Origin of the sequence: Streptomyces sp. NPDC046862 (genome assembly GCF_040704615.1) — a bacterium.
GTDB lineage: Bacteria > Actinomycetota > Actinomycetes > Streptomycetales > Streptomycetaceae > Streptomyces.
The window spans coordinates 101,861-124,250 of the sequence record NZ_JBEYXP010000014.1 but is presented as its reverse complement, the minus strand read 5'-3'; the positions used below and the strand labels follow the sequence as shown (position 1 = coordinate 124,250).

Sequence of the window (22,390 nt, the reverse complement as noted above, 5' to 3'; positions counted from 1 at the left end):
CGCGCGACACCCCCGACCCCGCCCTCCTACCGTGAGCTCATGACCCGCTCCCCGGACGCCATCGACGTACGCCCCATCACCAGGGACGACATCCCCGACTGGACCCGCGCCCTGAACACCGGCTTCCTGCGGCCCCCGAAGGTCGCGGAGACCGAGATAGCCGACCGCGGGTCGTACATCGTTCCGGAGCGCACCCTGGGAGCCTTCGACGGTGATCGCTGTGTGGCGACCTTCCGGTCCTTCCCCCAGCAGATCACCGCCGTGGGCGGCACCCCCGTGCCCGCCGACGCGATATCGAACGTCACCGTCACCCCCACCCACCGCCGCCGGGGCCTCCTCACCCGCATGATGGCCCACGACCTGAAGGCGGCGAAGGACCGGGGAGACGTCGTCGCGACGCTCATCGCGGCCGAGTACCCGATCTACGGCCGCTACGGCTTCGGCCCCGCCACCTGGGCCGCCCGGTGGACCATCGACGTCCCGCGCACCGGCCTCGACCCCCGCTGGTCGGGTCCGGACGACGGCGGTCGTATCGACCTCGTCGACGGTGCGGACGTCCGTAAACTCGGCCCAGAGCTGCACGAGCGCCTGCGGCGCGCCCAGCCCGGCGCCGTCAGCCGGGACGAGCGCTGGTGGCAGACCAACACCGGAGCCGTGCTGCTGGACCGCTCGCCGTGGACGGAACCCTTCTACGCCGTGTACCGCTCGGCGGCCGGCGAGGTCGAGGGCCTCGTCTCGTACAAGGCGGACGACAGCTGGTTCGACAAGCAGCCGCAGAACAAGGCCGAGGTGAACTGGCTGATCGCGGTGACCCCGGCCGCCGAACGCGCCCTGTGGCACTACCTGTGCTCGATCGACTGGATCACCAAGGTCACGTCGGACATGCGGGCCCCCGACGACCTGCTGCCGCTGTTCTTCCCCGACCCGCGCGCCGCCCACATCACGGCTCAGGCGGACTGGCTGTGGGTGCGGGTGCTGGATGTCGTACGGGCTCTTGAGACGCGTACGTACACGGGAACCGGGACGCTCGTTCTTGAGGTCCTCGACGCGGCGGGGCTGGCGGGCGGCCGGTACCGGTTGGAGGCAGGTCCGGACGGCGCCTCCTGCGCCCCCACGCAAGAGGACGCCGAACTCACGCTGGATGTCAGTGAGTTGGGCGCCCTGTGGCTCGGTGACGAGTCGGCGGTGCGGCTTGCCGCGCTCGGCCGGGTGCGGGAGCAGCAAAAGGGCGCCGCCTCCGTTGCCGACGCCCTGCTGCGTACGTCCAGGCGACCGTGGTGCCCGGACGTCTTCTGAGCGGTACTCCTTCCGTGCGGATGATGTGCCGGTGGTGCGTTGGTGCTGCTGTGGTGCTGAATCCGTATCCGTAGCTATGCAGTTGTGGTAGCTCCCCTTATGAAGTTGTGGTGCGGTACGCGATATGCGGTTATGGCTGTGCTGTTGAGTTGTGGCTGTTCTCTTCGGTTGTGGCTGTGCTGTTGAGTTGTGGCTGTGCTGGGCGGGCCGAGCTCCCGGCTCCCCTCCGGAAGGGAGCCCGGCCGCCGGACTGTCGGCCGGTCAGCCGGACGGGGCCAGCAGCATCACGAGCAGTACGGCTCCGATGCCGCTGATCAGCGTGTTCCTGGACTTGAGTCCGACGGTGAGCGCGAGGACACCGATGATGCCCATCGGGCCGTACTTCCACTCGATGAGCTGCTCGAACCCGACTGCGAGGGCGGCGGCGACGATGGCGAGTGGCATGACGGTCCCTCCTTCCGGAACGTCCCTCCTCAGGGACGAGACGGCGGCGCCCACCTGTTCGACGGAGTCACCCTCAGCGATCGCTGGTCACCTTTTGTGACCAACCCCCCGTTAAGTTTGACCATGTTGCTCAAGTTGGCGACCAACTCCACCGTACTTATCTCCGCTTGGAGTCGTCTCATAACCACCTTCCCATGAACTGCCCAAAGATGGCGAGAAGTTGTAGTGTTTGGTCGTGGACGGGGAACATGCCGCCGTCAATGGGCGGAAGAGGTCACAACGGCCACAGAGGTCACACCGCGAGGTGGCCGAGGAACTGCGCGGCCGGATCAGGTCCGGCGAACTGAGGCCGGGCCAGCGCATGCCCACGCAGGCCAGGCTGGCCGACGAGTTCGGTGTGGAGCGGGGTGTCGTGCGCCAGGCGCTGCGCATCCTGCAGTCGGAGCAACTGCTCACCAACGTTTCCAAGGGCAGCCCGGCCACCGTGGCTCCGATCCCGGGGAAGGCCCTGGCCGGTCCCGAGGCTCCACCGCAGCCCACGATGGTGGGGCTCGCCCCGCGTATCTCGGCCGCCTTCGCCGCCCAGCACGTGGAGATCGACGCGCTGTGTCTGACATCGGTGTCGCTGACCCTCGCCATGGGTGAACCGTTGCGCGAGATTCACGCGGGGCGAACAAAACCGGCCAAGATCGACGTCCGTGTCCTGCTGCCCAGCCGCGACATCGACCTCGCCTTCCCGACTCCGGTGGACGACTCCTCCGACGGCCGGGTGCAACGCCGCTGGCTCGCCCAGCGCAACGCGCAGGGCCAGGTCCTGCGGCACAACCTGACCGCGCTCCGCGCCACGCACGGCATCGACGTGCACGTTTCCTTCCGGGCGCTCCCCTTCACCCCGCCGGTGAAGCTGTATCTGCTGAACGGCGCGGAGGCGCTCTTCGCGTACTACACCGTGCAACGACTGGAGCAGGAGGTGGACAGCGAACAGTTGGAGACGTACGACGCCGAGGGCACCCGGTCGATGCTGTTCGCCTTCCGGCAGGGAGCGGGGCTGCGGGACACGTCCTTCGTGGAGCAGTCGCACCTGTGGTTCAACGCACTGTGGGAGACGATCAGTTCGGAGCTGGTGCTCACGAGTTGATCGTCTCCCACAGTGCGTTGCGAGTGGGGGGTTGTGGTTTCTCTTCCGCGGGGATGGTGGCTCGTGTCGCTGCTGCTCACAGGGCCGGTCCGGCGACCATCAGCGCCAGGACGAGGGCCCCGATGGAGCTGCACGTGGGGCTGTTGGCCTTGATCCCGATGCTGAGGAGCAGGAGGCCGACGATGCCCATGGGGCCGTAGCGCCACTGGACGAGTTGCTGGAATCCGATGACGAAGACTGTGGAGACGAGGGCGAGGACAGGCATGGGGTGTTCCTCCTTCGGGGCGTTTCGGTGGAGCGGGGGGCGGAACCGGGGTGACGTGGGGCGTCTTTTGCGCACGTGCTGCGGGCCACTACTTGCCAAGAGGCTGCGAGAGGAGGTAAAACTTCCGCCAACTTAGCCAAGTTGGCAACCAACTTCGACTAAGTTATGCCCACTTGGTCGGCACCCGCAAACAACTCCAAAACAACTCCTCAAAGATGGATGGGAGTTGTACGTTTTGGTCGTGACCCAGGAGAACGTTGCAGTGAACGGCAGCAGAAGGCTCTCACCGCAGGAGATCGCCGACGCCCTGCGCGACCGCATACGCGCCGGAGAGCTCAGGGCCGGAGACCGTCTGCCGACCCAGGCCGAACTCGCCGAGGAGTTCGGCGTGGAACGCGGCACGGTCCGCCAGGCGCTGCGCGCACTCCAGAACGACGGTCTGCTCACCAACGTGAGCAAGGGCAGCCCGCCCCGCATCGCCGAGCCGGCCCCGATCCACGACGAGCCCCAGCCGACGATGGTGGGGCTCGCCCCGCGCCTGGCGGAGGCCTTCTCGGCTCCTCACGTCCGCATCGACGCGGCGTGCCTGACGGCGGAGACGCTGATGCTGGCCCTGGGCGAGCCTCTGCGCATGATCCATGAGGGTCGCATTCGCCCCGAGTCCATCGACGTCCGCATCCTGCTGCCGTCCCGGGACATCAACCTGGCCTTCCCGATCTCCGTCGAGGAACACGGTGACGCCGATCCGGTCCACGACCGCTGGCTGGCCCAGCGCAACGCCCAGGGCCACGTCCTGCGCCACAACCTCCGCTCCCTGCGCTCGTCGCACGGCATCGACGTACGCGTCACCTTCAGGGCGCTGCCCTTCACCCCGCCGGTGAAGCTGTACCTGCTCAACGGGTCGGAGGCGCTGATCGCGTACTACATGATCACGCGGCGGGAGGAGTCGTCGGACGAGGGAACCCTGGACATGTACGACGTCCTGGGCACCGACTCGCTCCTCTTCTCCTTCGAGAAGCGTGAGGGGCGACGGGACTCCGCGTTCGTGGAGGAATCGCAGCGGTGGTTCGACGCCCTCTGGGAAACCATCACGACGGACCTGACACTCTCCTAGTGACTTCTGATACAGCGCAGACTGAGCGGGTGACAGTGGAGACGGATAGCCTGCGAGAGCTGATCACCCCCGTTCGCTTCGTGCTCTGGGACCTGGACGGGCCGATATGCCGGTTGTTCGCCGGCCATCCCGCGCACCGAGTGGCCAGACATCTGGTGCAGTTGGTCGAAGGACGCGGGCTGGGCGGGTTGCTGACCGGCGAGGAGCGGCACACGCAGGACCCGCAGATCGTCCTGCGCGGGGTCCACCTGCGGCGGCCCGAGAGCGACCTGATCATCGAGCTCGAGGAGTGGCTGACCCGGCAGGAACTGCTCGCGGTCCCGACGGCGTATCCCACCGCGCACGCGGACCCGCTCATCAGGACGTGGGCGTCGCGGGCCCGGTTCGCCATCACGACGAACAACGCGGCGCTCGCGGCCGCCCGCTACATCGAGAGTCGTGGTCTGACGGACTGCTTCCCCTACATCTACGGCCGCACCCAGCAGATCGACCTGATGAAGCCGGACCCCCACTACCTGCTCCAGGCGCTGAACGCCATGGGCGCCGACCCGTCGGTCTCGCTGATGATCGGTGACGCGCCCTCGGACTTCGAGGCGGCACAGAAGGCCCGCGTGTCGTTCCTCGGATACGCGCGGAACGAGGTCAAGGCGCAGGCCCTGCTGGCGGCGGGAGTCCGGCGCGAGCACGTCGTGAGCTCCCTGCAGCAGGTACTGCTCGCGCTGACGGCTCAGACCTGAATCGTCAGCAGTACGAGGAAGAAGGCCGCCCACCACGCCGGGTGTATCTGGCGTGCCTGTCCACCCAGCAGAGCCAGAGCCGTGGCCCCGGTGAGGAGCACCAGCCCCACCGGGCCGAACTCGGTCTCCACCAGCCGGCTCACGCCGAATTGGACCACCACCCCCACGCATTCCCATACGATCATCTGCCCACCCCAGTCCCGGTTCCGAGAACCGATCAGCTACCAGTCCAATTGGACTGGTTTCCTTGGTGTGGGTATCCCCTACACGGTTGATCCCTTAACGAGTTGAGGGTCATGGATCGGTCAACCAGTCAGTCAACCGTTCCAGTTGGCGTCACCAATTTGACTGAGACCGGTTTGCTGATCGGCCGGGCGAGGTACGGTCGCCGTGTGAGTGGCGAGTATGGGGTCGACGGGGGCGGCAAGGAGTTCGAGCGCGTCGCGGGCGAGCTGCGCACGCGCATGGCCGAGGGCGTCTACCCGGTGCAGTCACGTCTGCCGTCGCAACGTGAACTGGCCGAGGAGTTCGGCGTCTCGCGCGACACCGTGCAGCGGGTGCTCAGAGAGCTGAGGAGCGAGGGCTGGATCGAGTCCCGGCAGGGCAGCGGGTCCCGGGTGGTCAAACGCAACCAGCGGATCCATTCGCCCACGAGGAGCAAGCGGCCCGGCGGCACGGTCACCCTGGGGCCGTTCATCAGTGAGGCGTTCGAGCAGCCCGAAGTGATCCTGGACGTCTACACGCTGACCTCGGAGTCCCTCGACGCGCACATCAGGACGCAGGCGGAACGGATCCGGGCCGGACAGATCGGTCCGGAGCGCATCGCGCTGCGCATGCTGCTGCCCGCCGAGTCGGTGACGTTCCCGTACTGGCGGTCCACGGAGGGCGTGCACGACGCCATCCTCAGGGAGCGCGTGCTGGCCATAACGCGCCGCCACACCGTGTCACTGCGCACCGTGCTGAGCGATCTGAGGACCATGAAGCTCGTGCCCTCCGTGGACTTCGAGATCCGCCAGCTCGACGTGGCGCCCTTGTTCAAGCTGTACCTGGTCAACAAGGTGGACGCGCTGCACGGTCCCTATGTGCCGTTCACGCGCTCGATCGTGCTGGACGACGGCAGGGAGATCGAGGCCACCGACGTGTTCGGGCTGGGCGCCACACTGACCCACCACACGATGGACGACGACCCCTCCTCACAGGGGACCGTGTTCGTGAACGGCATGCAGTCCTGGTTCGACGGGGCCTGGGACCTGCTGGCCGATCAGCCGATCAGCCGACCTGATGCCGGCTCGCCCAGCGCGCCTTCCGGACCTTCTCGGCGGCCCCGATGACGGGAAGGTACGAGTCGACCACGGCGTTCGCCCTGTTCGCGGCCATGTCCGACGCCTTGGCCCTGTCCCGCGTGTAGCCGAGAAAGGGGAGGCAGGTGTCGGCCGACCGGGCTGCTTCGAGGTCGCTCGGCTGATCCCCCACGAAGAGACATGAACCGGCGGGGACGTCCAGGTACTTCAGGGCGCGTCGCACGCAGTCGGGGTCCGGTTTCATGAGTCCGGCGTTGTCGGGGTCCCGTCCGAAGACGTGCCCGAACCGCTCCTCCAGCCCGTGACGCCTCAGGTACTCCCGGATCGGCCGTTCGGCGTTGTTGCTCACGATGACCATACGGATGCCGAGCTCGTGCAACAGACCCAGCAGCGTTCCGACGTGAGGGGTCTCGGCGGCCTTCTCAACGGCGCCCAACTCCTGACGCGCCACGATGAGTTCCGCCTGGTCGAGCGGGTCCCGGCCGAGTGACCGCGCGGCCGGTCGGTCGTACACGTCCCTGAGGCGGCGAAGAATGCCGTGCGAGTCGTCGCAGGCCTCGACCTCCGGGTCGAGCACCCCCCAGGCCTGTCGTGCCGCTTCCTTGACCTCGGCCGCGACGGATGCCGTGGAGGCGCCCCCGAAGAGGTCACAGACCGGGCCGTCGAAGTCGAACAGGACCGCCTTCGTGGAGTCGAGCAGGTCGAACAGAACCTGTCCGTCGTACGGCGCGTCGTCCGCGTCGTGTGACGCGTCGTCGGAGTCCTCGGCAGGTTCTGGTCCGGTCATCGCGACAGTGTTGCCCATCGAGTGCCGTGGGGCCAGCAACGCAGGTCCCGTGTGCCCCGGACGTACCAGGCCGGGCCGTCCCCGGTGCGCACGTCAGTCGCCCGTGCCGGGTAACCGCACCCTCGAATGGTGGACTTCCCGCCCTCAACCGGGTTCTGACGGAGTACGGTGCACCATCTCTTCTCTCAGTTCTCTTCAGCACCATTCTCTTCAGCACCATCGGATCAGCACCATCGGAACGGTACGAACCAGGGAATGACATCCGAACCGGTCTCTGTCGCTCGGCCCCGCGCCGACCAGGGGAGCGTCAGCACGAGCGCGGCGAAAGTCTCGTTCCAGGGCTATCACCACGTCACTCACCTACTCCCCGTGCGGGACGGGGCACTCGTGGTCAAGTGCCGGGAGCCGCGTGACCGGATCCTCTGGTTCGACCGGCGCTGCTTCCAGTCCGAGGAGGAACTGCTCGGCGCGCTGGCGAAGCTCGACGTCACCCAGGTCCCCGAGATCGTCGCCGTCGAGGGCATGGATTTCCAGGTGTTCATCGAAGGACGAACGCTCGGCTCGTACTACCGGTCGGGACGGCCGGTCCCTCAGGGCATCTTCGACCAGATCGTCCAGCGCTTCCGGGAGACCATCGAGATCAGGCCGGAGAGGCTCTCCGTCGGGCGGCGCTGCGGCTTCGAGGACCGGCCCGAGGACGGGGACAGTGCCGGTTTCCTGGAGCGTCTGATCGTCTTCACCGAGGAGCAGGTCTACCGGGAGAACCAGGAGAGGTTCGGGGAGCTGTTCCGGGCGCTCGGAGTGGGTGACGAATCGTTCGCTCGGATCAGGGAGCACGTGGCAGGCCTCACGGACCGTCCGTTCTCCCTGCTCCACGCCGATCTGCACCGCGAGAACTTCATCGTCGACCCGCGGGGCGGACTGTGGACCATCGACTGGGAGCTGGCGATGGTCGGCGACCCCCTCTACGACCTGGCGACCCATCTGTACCTGATGCGGTACCCGCGGTACCAGGCGGAGCGCATGGCGGAGGAATGGTGCGAGGCCGCCGAGCACAAACGTCCCGGCAGCTCGAAGGGCTGGGAGGAGGACCTCCCGAGGATCCTCGCCTACAAGAAGGCGCAGTCCGTCTTCACCGACGTCATCCGTATGGCCATGGCGCTGCGGGACGGCTCGGAGCTCACCTGGGCTCCTGTCCTGCGGACCGCGGGGAAGCTGCGGAAGATCCTCGGCACGGCCGCCGAGCCGCTCGGGCTGACGGACGTGCCGGGCCAGTGGGAGATCAGGGAAGCTCTGGACCGGTGGCTCCGCGAGCCGGACTCGGGCAGGCCCGGGGCCTGAGCGCGGCAGCAGCGCGGTGAGCGCCGGGCCGCCGGCCGCCGCCCGCGTGCGTAGGCTCGGGCCATGAGCGAGATCGGCCTGCGGGAGCGCAAGAAGCGGCGGATGTACCAGGTGGTGTCCGACATCGCGATCGGGCTCTTCCTGGAGAAGGGGTTCGACCAGGTGTCCGTCGCCGAGGTGGCGGCCGCCGCCGAGATCTCCAAGCCGACGCTCTTCCGGTACTTCCCGGCCAAGGAGGACCTCGTGCTGCACCGGTTCGCCGACCACGAGGGCGAGGCGGCACGGGTCGTGGTGGAGCGCGGGGAGGGGCGCTCGCCCGTGGACGCGTTGCGGGCGGGGTTTCTCGACGGGCTGGCCCGGCGGGATCCCATCACCGGGCTGAACGGGCATCCCCAGGTGCTGGCCTTCCAGCGGCTGCTGTACGGCACGCCCTCGCTGGTCGCCCGTATGTACGCCTATCTGGAGCGGTCCGAGGCCGCGCTGGCGGAGGTGCTCGGCGGAGACCTCGACGCCCGGGTGGCCGCGGGGCAGATCGTCGCGGTGCAGCGAGTGCTCGCGCTGGAGAACTGGCGGCGGGTGGAGCGGGGGGAGTCGGTGGAGGACATCGAGGCCGACGCCGTCGCGGCGGCCGAGCGGGCCTTCGCCCGGCTTCAGGCGGTGCTGTGCTCACCCTCTGTACATGAGCCTCGGTGAGTCTCGGTAAATAATGTAACTCGGTTACATCTTTCTCGGTATCCTCGGGGGAATGACGTCAGCCGAACCTGCCCTCGATCACGCCCCCGGTCTCTCCTCCCTCCACCACGCCCTCGCCCGGGAACGCGCCCACCACGACACCTGCCGCGCCGCCCTCGCCGCCATGGTGGAGGGCGCCCAGGAGCACGTCGTCACCGGTGAGGACGTGTCCGCCTCCGGTGCCGACGCCGAGGTGCTCGGGTACCGGCTGCGCAGCCGGGCCAAGGAGATGCGCGAACTGCCCGAAGGGCCGCTGTTCTTCGGGCGGCTGGACTTCGCGGCCGACGACAGCGAGCACGCCGGGCAGAGCTATCACGTCGGACGGCGCCGCATCAGCTCGGAGCCCACCGCTCCGCCGCTCGTCGTCGACTGGCGCGCGCCCGTCTCCCGTGCCTTCTACCAGGCCGGCTCCCACGACCCGCGGGGAGTCGCGGTCCGGCGCCGTTTCGGCTGGGCGCCCGGCAGCCGGGGTGACTCCGCCGACCTCACCGGGCTGGAGGACGAGTACCTCACCACGGGGGAGCACCTCACCGAGGGGCAGGGGCAAGGGGACAGCGGCATCCTCACCGCCGAGATCGAGCGTCCCCGCGTCGGCCCGATGCGCGACATCGCCGCCACCATCCAGCCCGAGCAGGACGACCTGGTCCGCGCTGACCTCGCCACCTCCCTCTGCGTGCAGGGCGCCCCGGGCACGGGCAAGACGGCCGTCGGCCTGCACCGGGCCGCGTATCTGCTGTACACGTATCCGCAGCGCATCCGCCGCGGGGGCCTGCTCATCCTCGGCCCCAACCGCACCTTCCTGACCTACATCGCGGAGGTGCTGCCCGCTCTCGGCGAGAGCGGGGTACGGCAGTCCACCGTCGGCGAGGAGATCGCCCGGCAGCCCGTCACCGGGACGGACGACGAGCGGGCCGCTGCCGTGAAGCACGATCCGCGCATGGCGGAGGTGGTGCGCCGGGCGCTCTACGGACGCGTCGCCTCACCGTCCGATGCCGTTGCCGGACCCGGCTCCCTCGTCGTACAGGACTCCCTCGTCGTACAGGACTCCCTCGTCGTACCGGACTCCCTCGTCGTGCCGGACGGCTCGTACCGCTGGCGCGTCCAGGCGGACGAACTCCGGCGGATCGTGGAGGACGTACGGTCCGAGGAACCCCCGTACGCCGTCGGGCGGGAGCGGGTGCGGACACGGATCGTGCGGTGTCTCCAGGCGCGGGCCGAGCGGCGGACCGGGACGCTGCCGAACTCCTGGACGCAGAAGATCTCCCGGTCCAGGCCGGTGGGCGCGTGCGTCGACGCCGTGTGGCCGCGGGTGCGGCCCGAGGAGGTCGTCGCGGGGCTGCTCGGTGACCCCGACGTGCTGGCCGCGGCCGCGGACGGGGTGCTCGAAGCGGAGGAGCAGCGGGCGATCCTGTGGGCTCGGCCGCCGCGTTCGTACCGCTCGGCGCGGTGGTCGGCCGCGGACCTCGTCCTCCTCGACGAGGCCGCGGGCCTGATCGAGCATCCGGAGAGCTACGGCCATGTCGTGGTCGACGAGGCGCAGGACCTGTCGCCGATGGAGTGCCGGGCCATCGCCCGCAGGGCCGCCTTCGGTTCGCTCACCGTGCTGGGCGACCTCGCGCAGGGCACCACGCCGTGGGCGGCCCGCGCCTGGCCCGACCTCCTCGCGCACCTGGGCAGGCCGGACGCCGCGATCGTGCCGCTGACGACCGGGTTCCGGGTGCCGGAGAGTGTCGTACGGCTCTCCAACCGGCTTCTCGCACGCCTGGACGTCGAGGTGCCGGAGGCCCGGTCGCTGCGGGCGGGGGGTGAGTTGCGGGTGCGGGAGACGGCCGACGCGGTGGCCACCACGGTGGAGGCCGTGCGGGAGGGCCTCGCCCGCGAAGGGTCCCTCGGGGTCGTCGTGCCGTCCGAGCCCGATGTCGTACGTCTGCGGAAGGCGCTCGACGCGGCGGGCATCCCGGCCGCCGGGCCCGACGAACTGGGCGCGCGGGTCACGGTGTTGGCCGCCGGCTCGGCCAAGGGCCTGGAGTACGACCATGTGGTGGTCGTGGAGCCGGCGGAGATCGCGGCGAGCGCGGCCGACGGGGTGCGCGGGCTGCGCCGGCTGTACGTGGTGCTCACGCGGGCCGTGTCACGCCTGGACGTGGTGCACGAACGCCCGCTGCCCTGGTGACCGTCGGTCCGTCCGATCCGCTGTCCGCGCCGCCCGGCGGTCCGTGTTACGGGAAGGCGACCGAGTCATGACCGAGTGAGCACCTTGGTGATCGTTCCTGTGGCTACCGTGAACGAACGTGCCGGTGAGTGGCTGCCTACTCTCCCCGGCGGGCCCAACTCCCCCCAGGGCTCGCCCGCCGCTCACCGGCACCGGGTTCACCTCAGACGGTGGCCGCGTCCAGGACGGGGAGCAACTGCTCCTCCTCGTACGTCAGATGGGCTTCGAGCTCGGCCGTCAGGCGTTCCATCTCACGCAGAACGTGGCCGGGCTCGGCGTCCCGGTCCTGGTCCCTGCCCCCGTCCCCCTCCTCGTCGGCGACGACCCGGCGGAGGTCCTCGAGGAGCTCGGCGATCCGTTCGTGCTCGTGGCGCAGTCGGTCGAGGGCCGGGGCCAGTTCGGGGTGGCGGTCGCCGACGAACGGGAACAGGGCGATGTCCTCACCGGTGTGGTGGTTGTGCAGACCCTGACAGAGAGCGAGGCAGTTGATGCGCAACTGCGCGCCGAGCCGGGCGCCCGGACGGTTCCCACTGGTCAACTCCTCCTTGATCAGCGCGAGTTCGCGTCGGAACGCGTCGTGCACGACCCGCACGTGCTCGCCCAGGGAGCCCGCGTTGATGTTCGGCGGCCCGCCCTTGGGGATCTCCCGCAGGGAGACCACGGGGATGACCCGCTCCGTTTTGGCCTGGTACTCGGCCCACCCCGGATCGCTCTCCACCGCCCGGGCGAAGGCCCGGTCCCGCTCCTCGCCGGTCAGGACGACGGCCTCGGCCTCGTACGTGAACGCTCCGCTCTCCACGGTCACGCGCGGATGGGCGACCAGGTTGCGGTACCAGTCGGGGTGCCTGGGCGAACCGCCGGCCGAGCCGATGACGAGGATCCGGCCGTCGCCGTCGTGGAGGAAGCCGACGGGGGTGGTGTGGGGAGTGCCGGTGCGGACGCCGGTGGTGGTCAGCAGGATGAGCCGGGCACCCTCGAAATAACCACCTACCCGACCGTGGTTGGCGCGGAATTCGTCGATGACTTGTTGGTTGAATGGGTTGGGCATTCTCTGCTTTCTGTTTTCGGGCAGGGGGAATTGCCGCGGGACGCCTGAGGGATCGCCTGCGGTAGGAGACAGGAAAAGCGCGGGATCAGCCGGACATACGGCTACGACGACGCCGTACGGGCACGCGGAAACGTCACGCGAAACCCATGGAACAGGCCGAACGCCCGGAAGGACGGAAGGAAAAAACGGCGGACCCCTGGCCCGCGCCGACCTCACTCGGAGGCCGGGCACCCAACTCGCTCACGGCACAAGGCCGCCAACCCGGCAGTCATGGAGGCAACGGTAATGCCGAATGGGGGGCAACGGCAAGGCGGTTATTCGGTATGGGGCGTTTTCCCGGGACCCCTCGCCCTTCCGCATGGGCGCGGCGCTCAATTGTTCCGTGGACCGGAACCGCGTCGCTTCCGCTGCCGCTCGCCGCCGCCGCTCAGCACATCTACTTTCGTGACTCCTCCCCCGGCTGAAGCCGGGGGCTTCTCGCTATGCCGGGTTGGCGTCGCGACGGACCAGCCCGGCCCGTAGAACGTTGATGGCTCCCACTGTGTCGGCGTGTGCGTGGTGGCCGCAGGCGACGCAGTGGAACTTTTCCTGTGTGGGCCGGTTCTCCTTGGCGGTGTGCCCGCATTCGGGGCAGGTGCGGGAGGTGTTGCGGGGGTTCACGGCGATCACTTCTCGTCCGGCGCTTTCAGCCTTGGCGTGCAGGATCGTCAGGAACACCCCCCATCCGGCGTCGTTGATCGACGTGTTGAGCCCGGCCTTCGCGGCGGCCCCGTTGGGCAGGAACGCGCCCGGCTGATCGGGGTTGGGTTTCGGTGCGGGGGCCTTGCTCATGTTGCGGATCTTGAGGTCTTCGTGCGCGATGAAGTCGTGTGCGCGGAGTAGTTGGAGGGCGGTTTTGTGTGCGTGGTCAAGGCGCTGGCGCCGCACCTTGCCGTGCAGTTGGGCGACCTTGTCCACTGCGCGCTGATGGTTGGCGGTGCGGTCCTTGGCCTTGCATCGTGGGAACCGGGACAGGGCCTGCTGCGCGGCTTCGAGTTTCGCGGCGGCCCTCAGCCCGTGGCGCGGGTTGGGGACGAAATCGCCGTTCGAGTCGGCGAGGAAGTTCGCGATGCCCAGATCGATCCCGGCCACGGATCCGGTCGCGGGCAGCGGTTCGGGCTGGTCCTGTTCGGCGGCAAGCACGACGAACCACTTTCGGCCCTCGCGCTTGACCGAGACGGTCTTGATGTGGCCGGCCACGGCGCGGTGCTGGTTGACCTTTACATGCCCGACGCCCTGGAAGCGGACGCGGGTGGTCGCATCGTGCGGGGTGGAGTCCCACCGGCAGCCGTCCCCGTCCCTGGGGAAGTCCACCGTGTCGAACCAGCTCACCCCGCGAAAACGCGGATAGCCGGGCGTCTCCTCGGACTTGATGCGGCGGAAGAACGCGGCGAACGCCTTGTCGAGACGGCGCAAGGTGGCCTGCTGCGAACTGAACGACCAGCGGCCCTGACGCTCCGGGTCGAACGCCCGGATCTCCTTGAGCTGCGCCGACTGGTCGCCGTACTTGACGGTGGTCCTGGAGACGTGCTGGTAGGCGTCGCGGCGTTCCTGCAAGGCCCCGTTGTAGAGGGAGCAGTGATCCCGCAGCATCTCGGACAGTGCCTGGGCCTGGCGGACGGTGGGCCGCAGGAGGAACTTGTACGCACGGATCATCCAGCCCACCCCCTCCGGTCGGGTTCACCTGATCCTAATACACTTGGCGTATGTCACCGCGCTGGGAGCCAGATCCCGATGTCCGACGAGGAAATCATGTCATTTTCAACCTTCATGCGCACTTGGTGTTCGTCACGAAGTACCGGCGGGAGATCTTCAACGACGAGATGCTGACGCGCTGCGAGGCGATCATGCGGGACGTGTGCGAGAGCTTCGGCGCACAGCTGCGGGAGTTCAACGGCGAGGGCGATCACGTCCACCTGCTCGTGCACTACCCGCCGAAAATCGCCCTGTCCAAGCTCGTCAACAGCCTCAAGGGCGTCAGCTCCCGATATCTGCGCGCGGAGTACACCGGCCGGATCAACCGGATCAGCACGGGATCCGTGTTCTGGTCCCCGTCCTACTTCGCGGGATCCTGCGGCGGCGCCCCCCTGAGCATCGTCAAGGACTACATCGAGAGCCAGAAGCGGCCAGCCTGACCGCCACCCCGAAGAGCAGAGACCTCCGGCGCTACGCGCCTCCGGGCCGAGAATCGCATTCCCGCCCGGCCAAGGCCGGGATTCCCTGCGAAGAACAAGGGATGGAACCACGGCTTGGAACTGGCGCAACACGATCACGAATCGATGGCACCGATCAGTTCTGCCGACGCGAAACAAGGGTCAAGGTCCGCTGTCTCATGGTGAGTTCGCTCCATCGAAGCTGAGGGGGCCATGGGCAAGAGGTGGCCGACTCGGCTCGTTCGGACGATGGAGCCGTCCCGCTCCGGCGCCCGGAGGGACTGTGGGAGCACGTGGTTTGGCGGTCCCAGGCAGGCATACCGCCCGCGTATGCATATATTGGAAGAAAGACTTGGTCAATGCCGCCCTTCGTGAGTACGCCGAACGTCATGAGCGGGCCGCGCTCGTGGCCAAGCACTTCCACACCGCCCAGCAGTGGGACTACGAGGGCTGGCAGCAGCGCCGCGCCGAGGACAAGGGTGGGCGCGTGGTCCACTACCTGCTCGACTCCTCAGGCCTGTGGCGCCTCCTGCGTGAGGAGCAGTTGAGGGACGCCTGGCTGGAGACCACCGCCCTCCGGGCCATCGGGTCGTGCGCCGCCGAGCGGGCTGAGTTCCGGCGCTCGGCGCGCAACGCCGTGGAGTACGAGGCCATGGGAGAGATGTTCACCGATCTGTACCCCGACGTACCTCTTCCGAAGAGGTTGTGGGACTGGGTCGACACAGCCCAGTACGCTCTCGCCGAGAAGGGCGCCCTCGGTGCGGCCGGTCCGCTCGAACTGATGATCTGCGCGACTGCCGCGCATCATGGACTGGTCGTCCTGCACGACGACGCCGATTTCGTCACCGTGGCCTGTTTCCTGGCCGACGTCAGCGAGCGGAATGTGCGTAACATTCCCGGTTTCTATCATCGTCGACCCACGTGGACGCGCTGCGCAGGACGTACGCTGCGTAGATCGCATACGGCGGCCGTGGCCGCGAACTTCGCCGCGTCTGTCCCGCCTCCCTAGAAGTGGACCAGCCCCGATGCGCTGACCTGGGGTGGTTCAGGTTGACTGAGACGGGACAGACTGACTCGTCTCGCTCAACCTGAGCAGTGTGCGCTGTCCGGACTACGTGTCTTGGGGATGCTGGTGAGTGTGCCAGAGGCGTCTGACGGCTTCGAGTTCGGTTCGGGGGAAGGGCTCGCCCCACTTGCCTCTGTAGCCACTCTCGCCATGGGTCTGTGCGACCTCGTCAAAACAGCGGATCACCACGCGGGCGAGCTGGTCGATGCCGAGATGACTGGACCAGATCTCGGTTCCCTTGTTGTCATGATCGCTGCCGTCGCGCAGTTCCAGCACGCGGATCCAGATGTCCTCGCCTTCGCGGTAGAAGATCCACCGGTAGGCAGTCGGCTCGGCCTCGAACTGGGCACGGGTCTCTGTCTCGCCCGCGATGAGCCGGGCCACCGCGGTCAGGAACTCCTCGGGCGCACTGGAGATGTAGGACGCGGTGAGCTCGGCCTTCGCGTGATGATCCTCAAGGGTGCAGTCGGCCCATCCGTGTGCCCCCAGCGTCCAGGAGATGCGCAGGCCGGATGTCACTGCTGCTCCCCGGTGAGGAAGTGCCGGACGTGGGCCGCCAGGGAAGCCATCTGCTCGCCGGCCTCCAGCCAGGTGGTCACCGAGGCTCCCCAGCCGCCAGCGGTCTGTGGCCAGGGCCGCAAGGCCCAGGTCAGCCCAACGTGGCCGCCGGAACGGAAGACGGCCGACAATGTCAGGTCTCGGTCGTTGGTCTGCCAGCTCCGTTCGCCGTCCCATCCCCGGTAGTCCGCAGCGAGCGCTTCCAGGAACGTGGTGAGATCGCTGTCCCAGATCCAGGCGACGACCTCGTTGACGCGAGCGGTCAGGCCCGGGGCCCGCAGCTCGACGGCATAGTGCACGGAGTCCGCGTCGAAGCTGAACCGATCGCAGAAGGTCACGCCGACGGAGGCGTTGTCCTGGCAGCGGATGGTCACCCTGGGCTTGTCGTCGGTGTTGTCGTCCGGGGCGGTCATGGGCGGAACGCTAGGCCAGCGTCGCGTTCGACGTCATCGAGATTCTCCCCTTTCAGGGCTCTGAACCGCCCCGGTTCGAATGGAGAAGGTCCTGTAGGGAGAGGAGGTTGCCGCCCCATGGGCAGGTTCTGGCTCCCCAGAGGACGGTCCGCGCCGGTCGGGTACCCACACGTCAGCAGTGGCGCTGCAAGGGCGGTGCGGCACGGCCGCTCGTCACGGTGGCTGCACGCGATGGGCCAACCTGCGGCCCCAGGTCTGGCTCGGTGCTTCGATGAAACGATAGGTCAGCACGCACAAGGGCAGCAGCACAATGAAGAACGCTACTTCGAGCGGGAGATTGTCCTGCCGTCGGCGGCCGATCGTGCTGTCGATCACCGCCAGCAGCACCGGATGCACCAGATAGACCGAGTAGCTGATCGTTCCCAGTCCGGTCAGCAGACGCGGTATGCGTCGGCGACGCGAGGCCAGTCCGGCGCCGAAGGTGAGCACAGCCAGTAGGAATGCGACGATCCAGCCGCGCCGTGTGAAGTGGTCACCGTCGCCGTACCGGTACGCACTCCCCATGGCACAGGCGACCACCACGACGGCAGTGCCCGCCGCGTACCTCCAGGTGCTCTGACCGTTCTCGGCACGGTAGACGGCGGTGCCGAGGAACATCACCGCGAGGATCACCAGACCCTCCCACAGCGGTACCGTGCCGTTGAATGCGGCCAGGACGAGCGCCAGCACCCCACCCAACGCGCCCCCGAGCACCCGGAGTACGGGTGACCTGGCGCTCGCACAGCAGATGGCGACCACCATGGCGATCGAGGCGAACGCGATCAGGGGACCGGTGCCGACCATGCCGGACAGGGCAGAGGCCGGCAGCACGGCCCCTGCCGTCACGCTCACAGCGGCGAGCACGGCCAAAATGACGGCGACCGTCGCGGACCGCTGGTGAAGGCGGACTGTGAAGAGGGCGACGACCAGCAAGTAGAAAGCCATCTCGTACGAGAGCGTCCACAGGACCAGCAGAAGATTGGGTGTCCCCAGCAACTCCTGGAGCATGGTCACGTGGGCGACAGCCACCGTGGCAGCGCTCTGCTGACCGAAGTCACGCATCTCCGCAATACCCAAGAGGTTGACGGCAAGGAGCACAGTGACGACAGCCGCCCACAGCGGGTACACACGGAAGACCCGCCCGATCCAGAACGTCCGGACGCAGCCTCGGCGCTCCAGCGACGCGGGGATGATGTAGCCGCTCACCAGGAAGAACACCATGATGCCGTAGCGGCTGGTGTTGAACTGCGGCATCAACTCCCGCCGGAAGTCCGCCATGAAGGTGTACGACGAATGGTCGAACACCACGACGAGCGCGGCGAGGCCGCGCAAGGCATCCAGCCAGCCCAACCGCGACGGACCGGCCCTCGCCACGATTCTAAGTAATCGTGAAGTGACAGAGGGTGAGTCGTCCGGTGAAGTGGGGGCGACGGGTGGGGATTCCATGCGTGGACAAAATCCTCTTTGGTGAGGTGTTGGTTGGGCTCGTCGTGGGGGGGCGTGCCGACGTGGTCCGCAATGGGCGGGTGAGAACGCCGAGGGGCGACGTAGACCTCCGCGCTTGCAGGCCGCCCTGACGCTCGCATCACCGAGTTCAGCGGCTGGAGCATTGTTCGGCAGTACCGTTCTGGCGGCCGAACAATGACGGGATGCGCGGGCCGTTCGGGTGTCATAGGGGTGCATGCGTCGGCTGCTCGCTCTGATGCAGGAACAGCTGGAGGGGGAGAGGGCGTGGCGGGTCGTCGTGAGGTGCCGGTGGATCCGGCGGCGGGTCCGGTGCAGCGGTTCGCGTTCGAGTTACGCAAGCTGCGGGCGGAGGCGGACGGGGTCACCTACCGGGCGCTGGCCCAGCGGGCGGGCTACTCGGTGACCACGCTGTCGCAGGCGGCAGGGGGTGAGCAGCTGCCGACGCTGCCGGTGGCCCTGGCCTATGTGCGCGGCTGCGGCGGCAATGCGGCGCAGTGGGAGGCCCGGTGGAAGGAGGCGGTGGAGGAGTCCGCCGGTAACGGCTCTCGGGGCGACGACGGAACACTCCCGCCGTACCGGGGCCTGGCGCGGTTCGAGCCCGGTGACAGCGCCTTGTTCTTCGGTCGGGAACAGCTCACCGCCGACCTGGTAGACCTGCTGAGCCGTCGGCGGTTCGCGGCGGTCTTCGGCCCTTCCGGCAGCGGAAAGTCCTCCCTGCTGCGGGCCGGCCTGGTACCCGTCCTCCGGCAGGCTCAGGAGCCGGACCTGCGTCCGGCCGCGATCCGCATCCTGACCCCGGGCGAGCGCCCCGCCCGCACCCACGCTCCTCTCCTCACACCCGCAGTTCCCGGCGACGGCAGTGCCGGGGCGGACACGCTCGTGATCGTCGACCAGTTCGAGGAGGTCTTCACCCTCTGCCACGATGCCGCCGAGCGTGCCCGCTTCATCGACCTGCTCCTCGCCGCCCGGGAGCCCAAGAGCCGCTTACGGGTGCTATTGGCGGTGCGCGGCGACTTCTACGGCCGCTGTGCCGAGCACCGCGACCTGGCCGACGCACTGCGCGATGCCAACCTGCTGGCCGGTGCGATGAGCCCGGCGGAACTGCGCGACGCTGTCGTCAAGCCGGCCACGGCCGCTGGACTGACCGTGGAACGCGCCCTCACCGCCCGGCTGGTCAAGGAGGTCGCCGACGAGCCGGGCGGGTTGCCGTTGCTGTCCCACGTGTTGCTGGAGACCTGGCGCCGCCGCCGTGGCAAGACGCTGACCATGGCGGGCTACGAGGCGGCGGGATGCCTGGACGGCGCGATCGCCAAGACCGCAGAGGAGATCTACGGCCGGTTCACCGAAGACCAGGCGGCTGCTGCCCGCCGGGTAATGCTGAGGCTGATCGCCCCCGGTGACGGCACTCCCGACACCCGCCGTCCCGTCGAGCGCTCCGAACTGCCCGGCACCGACCGGGATGACACCGCCCAGGTCCTGGAGGCACTCACCGGGGCACGGCTGCTCACCCTGGACGGCGACACGGTCGAAATAGCCCACGAGGCCCTGATCACATCCTGGCCCCGGCTTCGCGGGTGGATCGAGGAAGACCGCGAACGCCTACGCGTGCACCGGAACCTGACCGAAGCGACCCATTCCTGGCAGGAACTGCACCGCGAGCAGGGCGCTTTGTACCGGGGAAGTCGGCTCGCCGCCGCTCAGGAACACTTCGGCGGCGCACCGCGCGAGGACCTGACCGACTTGGAGCACGCGTTCCTCGACGCCAGCCGTGACCATGAGCAGAGGGGCCGACGCCGGTTCCGGCTGGTGCTTGCCGCGGTCAGCACGGCCCTGTGCCTCGCCCTCGTCGCCGCCGGCCTCGCCGTGGGACAGTGGCAGAGCGCGGTCACCGCCCAGCACCTGGCCCAGTCCCGGCAACTGGCAGCTCAGTCCGGTGCGTTGCTGGACTCCGAACCCGACCGCGCTGCACTGCTCGCCGTCCACGCCTACCGCACCAGTCAGACCCGCGAAGCCACCGCCGCCCTGTATGCCGCCGCGGCGCTACCGCTGCGCAAGCGCCTGACCGGCGGCACCGAACCCGTGGACGCCATAGCGCTCAGCCCGGATGGACGCACCCTCGCCACGCACAGCGGAGACGGCACGGTGCGGATTTGGGACCTGCCTGGAGGCCGGGTCCGACGAACCTTGTTCACTGGCCACAACACCACCAGCGAAGCCGCGGTGTTCAGCCCCGACGGACGCACCCTCGCCGCCGCTACCTCCGGGGGCACCGGCGCGGTGGTAGGCCTGTGGGATCCGGTCACCGGGAGGAAACTCAGAACCCTCGCCGTCCCCGATGGTTCGGTACGTGGGATGGACTTCAGCCCTGACGGTCGTGCCGTGGCCGTGTCCTCCCCGGCGGCTGTACGGGTATGGGACGTGGCCACCGGACGTAAGCGGCACAGCTTCACCAGCCGCAACGACCCGGAAGCGGTCGCCTTCGGCCCTGACGGACGTACCGTTGCCGCGATAAGCCTCAACGGACTGGTGCGGGTGTGGGATGTGGCCACCGGCCGCACCCGCACTGTCCACGACAGCCAGATCGAGCGTGGGCTGGGTTTCAGCCCCGACGGCCGGACATACGCGGTTGGCCGCACCGACGGTTCGGTGCAATTGCGAGAAGTGGCCACCGGCATCGCCCGGCGCACCATCAGGGATGGCCCCATGAAGTTGAACCAGGTGGCCTTCGCCCCGGACGGGCGGACCCTCGCCATCCCGGGCCCTGGGGACACGGTCCGACTGTGGGACACCGCCTCCGGCACGGCGCGGGCAACCGTGACCGCCGGTCACCAGGGACGCGGGCTCATGGCAATGGCCCTCGGCGCGGACGGCCGCACTCTGGTCACCAGCAGCTACTCGGAACCCACCGTCCGCGTCCACCGCCTGTCCGCTGATCAGCCGCAGACCGCTCTGCGAGGCCTTGCCGACACGTCCGTCGACGACATGACCTTCAGTCCGGACGGACGCACGGTGGCCACGGTTCACCAAGGCCCGCCCGGCCGTGGGTCGGTACAGGTCTGGGATGTCAGGACCGGCGATCGCAAAGCCACACTGGCGCTCGACACCGACCTGGCCCACCCGGGAAAGCAACTGCGTTCCTCGGTTTGGCGCCTCGGGGCCGCGGGGTTCAGCCCGACCGGGCGTGCCCTGGCCGCAAGGGCCATGAAGGACGGGGTGGTGATCGAGGTGCGGGATGTCGCCACGGGCCGCCTTCGCCAAAACCGTGCCCTGGGCGCCATCAGGGCGGTCTTCAGTCCCGACGGGACGCGGCTCGCCGTCGCCGGCGGGAAGGGATGGGTGCGGATCTGGCACTTTTCAACGGGCGCACTGCACACCGTCCGCACCGGCCACGGCAGACCGGTCAGAACGTTGGCGTTCACCCCGGACGGACGCACCCTTGCCGTCGTGAACGTCGAGGACAGCGGCGGCGACCAGGTCACGCTGCTCGACGCCGCGACCGGCCGCACACAGCGCACCATCAAGCCGAGCAGCCGGAGCCCGCTGACCCTCGCGTTCAGCCCGGACGGACGCACCCTGGCCACCGCAAGCGCCAGCAACGGACTCGTGGAGACGTGGGATGCTCGCATCGGTCGGCTCCAGGACAGCTTCAGTGTCAGCGCTGATGTGGAGTCGCTGGCTTTCAGCTCCGATGGCCGCACCCTGGCCACAAGCAGTGCCAGAGGAGTCCAGTTGTGGGACCTCGCCACCAGTCAGCTCAGACGCACCTTGCCGACCCGCTCGCCTGGAGTGGTGGCGTTCAGCCCGGACGGACGCACTCTGGCCATCAGTACGGGCCACACCGTCGAACTGTGGAACGTCGACCTGCCCGGCCCGGACCGCGCGATCCGCAACATCTGCGAGGCCATCGACACCACTCTCACTCCTCAGGAGCAGTCCCATTACCTTCACGACGAGTCCGGTGAGACCGGCTGCCCGCCGACTGGGCGATAGGACCTCACCGCATCACCACGCGATTCGAGCACCGGCCCCAGGAGTCGACCTTGGTCAAGGCATTGGCCAGCACTGGCCGGGGCAGGAGCGGAATGACGGTGGCTGCGGCGCCCAAAGCCAGGGTGATGTGCTCAGGTGCTGACTCGTTCCCGACAGATGTCCTGCACTTACGACACCTATCGTGCGCAGCCTCAAAGACGGGGAACGTGGCGTGGCGCACTTTTGTTAGCAGGTGCTTGCAAAAGTTAGC

General features: G+C 68.4%; 19 protein-coding genes and 1 pseudogene. 11 read left to right on the top strand and 9 right to left on the bottom strand.

What is annotated here, in order from left to right; translation table 11 throughout:
* Nucleotides 1–39 precede the first annotated feature (39 nt).
* Nucleotides 40–1,296 carry a GNAT family N-acetyltransferase gene (locus AB0959_RS17770; protein ID WP_366827337.1) on the top strand — a complete coding sequence of 419 codons (1,257 nt, stop codon included), beginning with the start codon at nt 40–42 and terminating at the stop codon, nt 1,294–1,296.
* Between the two features lie 261 nt (nt 1,297–1,557).
* Here AB0959_RS17770 and AB0959_RS17765 read toward each other — a convergent pair whose 3' ends face one another.
* On the bottom strand, nt 1,558–1,740 hold the full coding sequence (locus tag AB0959_RS17765; protein ID WP_366827336.1) for a hypothetical protein: 183 nt from the start codon (nt 1,738–1,740) through the stop codon (nt 1,558–1,560).
* A 229-nt stretch (nt 1,741–1,969) separates the two neighbouring features.
* On the opposite strand from AB0959_RS17765, the gene AB0959_RS17760 reads away from it, so the two are divergent.
* Nucleotides 1,970–2,878 carry a GntR family transcriptional regulator gene (locus tag AB0959_RS17760; protein ID WP_366827335.1) on the top strand — a complete coding sequence of 303 codons (909 nt, stop codon included), beginning with the start codon at nt 1,970–1,972 and terminating at the stop codon, nt 2,876–2,878.
* A gap of 76 nt (nt 2,879–2,954) precedes the next feature.
* Here AB0959_RS17760 and AB0959_RS17755 read toward each other — a convergent pair whose 3' ends face one another.
* On the bottom strand, nt 2,955–3,143 hold the full coding sequence (locus tag AB0959_RS17755) for a hypothetical protein (RefSeq protein WP_366827334.1): 189 nt from the start codon (nt 3,141–3,143) through the stop codon (nt 2,955–2,957).
* A gap of 235 nt (nt 3,144–3,378) precedes the next feature.
* Between AB0959_RS17755 and AB0959_RS17750 the strand changes: the two genes are divergently transcribed.
* A complete protein-coding gene (locus AB0959_RS17750; protein ID WP_366827425.1) occupies nt 3,379–4,257 on the top strand; it encodes a winged helix-turn-helix domain-containing protein in 879 nt (292 codons plus the stop codon).
* Nucleotides 4,258–4,286: 29 nt separating this feature from the next.
* On the top strand, nt 4,287–4,994 hold the full coding sequence (locus tag AB0959_RS17745) for an HAD-IA family hydrolase (protein WP_366827333.1): 708 nt from the start codon (nt 4,287–4,289) through the stop codon (nt 4,992–4,994).
* On the opposite strand, the gene AB0959_RS17740 is transcribed toward AB0959_RS17745, so the two are convergent.
* Nucleotides 4,985–5,179, bottom strand: coding sequence for a hypothetical protein (locus AB0959_RS17740; RefSeq protein ID WP_366827332.1), 195 nt, complete (start codon nt 5,177–5,179; stop codon nt 4,985–4,987). The two genes, AB0959_RS17745 and AB0959_RS17740, sit on opposite strands and share 10 nt — an antisense overlap.
* 207 nt (nt 5,180–5,386) lie before the next feature.
* Between AB0959_RS17740 and AB0959_RS17735 the strand changes: the two genes are divergently transcribed.
* Complete coding sequence (locus tag AB0959_RS17735; protein ID WP_366827331.1) at nt 5,387–6,325, top strand: GntR family transcriptional regulator; 939 nt, start codon at nt 5,387–5,389, stop codon at nt 6,323–6,325.
* Here AB0959_RS17735 and AB0959_RS17730 read toward each other — a convergent pair.
* The gene (locus AB0959_RS17730) at nt 6,264–7,082 is read right to left on the bottom strand and encodes an HAD-IA family hydrolase (protein ID WP_366827330.1); all 819 of its coding nucleotides are present in this window, start codon (nt 7,080–7,082) and stop codon (nt 6,264–6,266) included. The genes AB0959_RS17735 and AB0959_RS17730 overlap by 62 nt on opposite strands.
* Before the next feature lie 255 nt (nt 7,083–7,337).
* Here AB0959_RS17730 and AB0959_RS17725 point away from each other — a divergent pair, with 255 nt between their 5' ends.
* The 3 genes from AB0959_RS17725 (at nt 7,338) to AB0959_RS17715 (ending at nt 11,328) form a co-directional block, all read left to right on the top strand.
* Nucleotides 7,338–8,423 carry an aminoglycoside phosphotransferase family protein gene (locus AB0959_RS17725; protein WP_366827329.1) on the top strand — a complete coding sequence of 362 codons (1,086 nt, stop codon included), beginning with the start codon at nt 7,338–7,340 and terminating at the stop codon, nt 8,421–8,423.
* Nucleotides 8,424–8,486: 63 nt separating this feature from the next.
* The gene (locus AB0959_RS17720) at nt 8,487–9,116 is read left to right on the top strand and encodes a TetR family transcriptional regulator (RefSeq protein WP_366827328.1); all 630 of its coding nucleotides are present in this window, start codon (nt 8,487–8,489) and stop codon (nt 9,114–9,116) included.
* A gap of 52 nt (nt 9,117–9,168) precedes the next feature.
* Nucleotides 9,169–11,328 carry an AAA family ATPase gene (locus AB0959_RS17715; RefSeq protein WP_366827327.1) on the top strand — a complete coding sequence of 720 codons (2,160 nt, stop codon included), beginning with the start codon at nt 9,169–9,171 and terminating at the stop codon, nt 11,326–11,328.
* Nucleotides 11,329–11,530: 202 nt separating this feature from the next.
* Here the strand turns inward: AB0959_RS17715 and AB0959_RS17710 are convergent, their stop codons facing one another.
* A complete protein-coding gene (locus AB0959_RS17710; RefSeq protein ID WP_366827326.1) occupies nt 11,531–12,415 on the bottom strand; it encodes a nitroreductase/quinone reductase family protein in 885 nt (294 codons plus the stop codon).
* A 480-nt stretch (nt 12,416–12,895) separates the two neighbouring features.
* Nucleotides 12,896–14,110 carry a transposase gene (locus tag AB0959_RS17705; RefSeq protein WP_366827325.1) on the bottom strand — a complete coding sequence of 405 codons (1,215 nt, stop codon included), beginning with the start codon at nt 14,108–14,110 and terminating at the stop codon, nt 12,896–12,898.
* Between the two features lie 50 nt (nt 14,111–14,160).
* Here AB0959_RS17705 and tnpA point away from each other — a divergent pair, with 50 nt between their 5' ends.
* Nucleotides 14,161–14,589 carry an IS200/IS605 family transposase gene (tnpA, locus tag AB0959_RS17700; protein WP_366827324.1) on the top strand — a complete coding sequence of 143 codons (429 nt, stop codon included), beginning with the start codon at nt 14,161–14,163 and terminating at the stop codon, nt 14,587–14,589.
* Nucleotides 14,590–15,094: 505 nt separating this feature from the next.
* Nucleotides 15,095–15,508: pseudogene (locus AB0959_RS17695) on the top strand (VapC toxin family PIN domain ribonuclease); the annotation flags it as partial.
* A gap of 210 nt (nt 15,509–15,718) precedes the next feature.
* Here AB0959_RS17695 and AB0959_RS17690 read toward each other — a convergent pair.
* The 3 genes from AB0959_RS17690 to AB0959_RS17680 all read right to left on the bottom strand — a co-directional run bounded on the left by AB0959_RS17690 (nt 15,719) and on the right by AB0959_RS17680 (nt 18,129).
* The gene (locus tag AB0959_RS17690) at nt 15,719–16,192 is read right to left on the bottom strand and encodes a hypothetical protein (protein WP_366827323.1); all 474 of its coding nucleotides are present in this window, start codon (nt 16,190–16,192) and stop codon (nt 15,719–15,721) included.
* The gene (locus AB0959_RS17685; RefSeq protein WP_366827322.1) at nt 16,189–16,644 is read right to left on the bottom strand and encodes a DUF6228 family protein; all 456 of its coding nucleotides are present in this window, start codon (nt 16,642–16,644) and stop codon (nt 16,189–16,191) included. The genes AB0959_RS17690 and AB0959_RS17685 overlap by 4 nt, the downstream gene beginning before the upstream one ends.
* 213 nt (nt 16,645–16,857) lie before the next feature.
* On the bottom strand, nt 16,858–18,129 hold the full coding sequence (locus tag AB0959_RS17680; protein WP_366827321.1) for an acyltransferase: 1,272 nt from the start codon (nt 18,127–18,129) through the stop codon (nt 16,858–16,860).
* A gap of 285 nt (nt 18,130–18,414) precedes the next feature.
* Here AB0959_RS17680 and AB0959_RS17675 point away from each other — a divergent pair, with 285 nt between their 5' ends.
* Nucleotides 18,415–22,140 carry a helix-turn-helix domain-containing protein gene (locus AB0959_RS17675; protein WP_366827320.1) on the top strand — a complete coding sequence of 1,242 codons (3,726 nt, stop codon included), beginning with the start codon at nt 18,415–18,417 and terminating at the stop codon, nt 22,138–22,140.
* The last annotated feature ends 250 nt before the right edge of the window (nt 22,141–22,390 follow it).

Coding starts and splice junctions, on each gene's coding strand:
- AB0959_RS17770 (WP_366827337.1), top strand. CDS start 40: ATGACCCGCTCCCCGGACGCCATCGACGTACGCCCCATCACCAGGGAC.
- AB0959_RS17765 (WP_366827336.1), bottom strand. CDS start 1,740: ATGCCACTCGCCATCGTCGCCGCCGCCCTCGCAGTCGGGTTCGAGCAG.
- AB0959_RS17755 (WP_366827334.1), bottom strand. CDS start 3,143: ATGCCTGTCCTCGCCCTCGTCTCCACAGTCTTCGTCATCGGATTCCAG.
- AB0959_RS17740 (WP_366827332.1), bottom strand. CDS start 5,179: ATGATCGTATGGGAATGCGTGGGGGTGGTGGTCCAATTCGGCGTGAGC.
- AB0959_RS17730 (WP_366827330.1), bottom strand. CDS start 7,082: ATGACCGGACCAGAACCTGCCGAGGACTCCGACGACGCGTCACACGAC.
- AB0959_RS17725 (WP_366827329.1), top strand. CDS start 7,338: ATGACATCCGAACCGGTCTCTGTCGCTCGGCCCCGCGCCGACCAGGGG.
- AB0959_RS17720 (WP_366827328.1), top strand. CDS start 8,487: ATGAGCGAGATCGGCCTGCGGGAGCGCAAGAAGCGGCGGATGTACCAG.
- AB0959_RS17715 (WP_366827327.1), top strand. CDS start 9,169: ATGACGTCAGCCGAACCTGCCCTCGATCACGCCCCCGGTCTCTCCTCC.
- AB0959_RS17710 (WP_366827326.1), bottom strand. CDS start 12,415: ATGCCCAACCCATTCAACCAACAAGTCATCGACGAATTCCGCGCCAAC.
- AB0959_RS17705 (WP_366827325.1), bottom strand. CDS start 14,110: ATGATCCGTGCGTACAAGTTCCTCCTGCGGCCCACCGTCCGCCAGGCC.
- tnpA (WP_366827324.1), top strand. CDS start 14,161: ATGTCACCGCGCTGGGAGCCAGATCCCGATGTCCGACGAGGAAATCAT.
- AB0959_RS17685 (WP_366827322.1), bottom strand. CDS start 16,644: ATGACCGCCCCGGACGACAACACCGACGACAAGCCCAGGGTGACCATC.
- AB0959_RS17680 (WP_366827321.1), bottom strand. CDS start 18,129: ATGGAATCCCCACCCGTCGCCCCCACTTCACCGGACGACTCACCCTCT.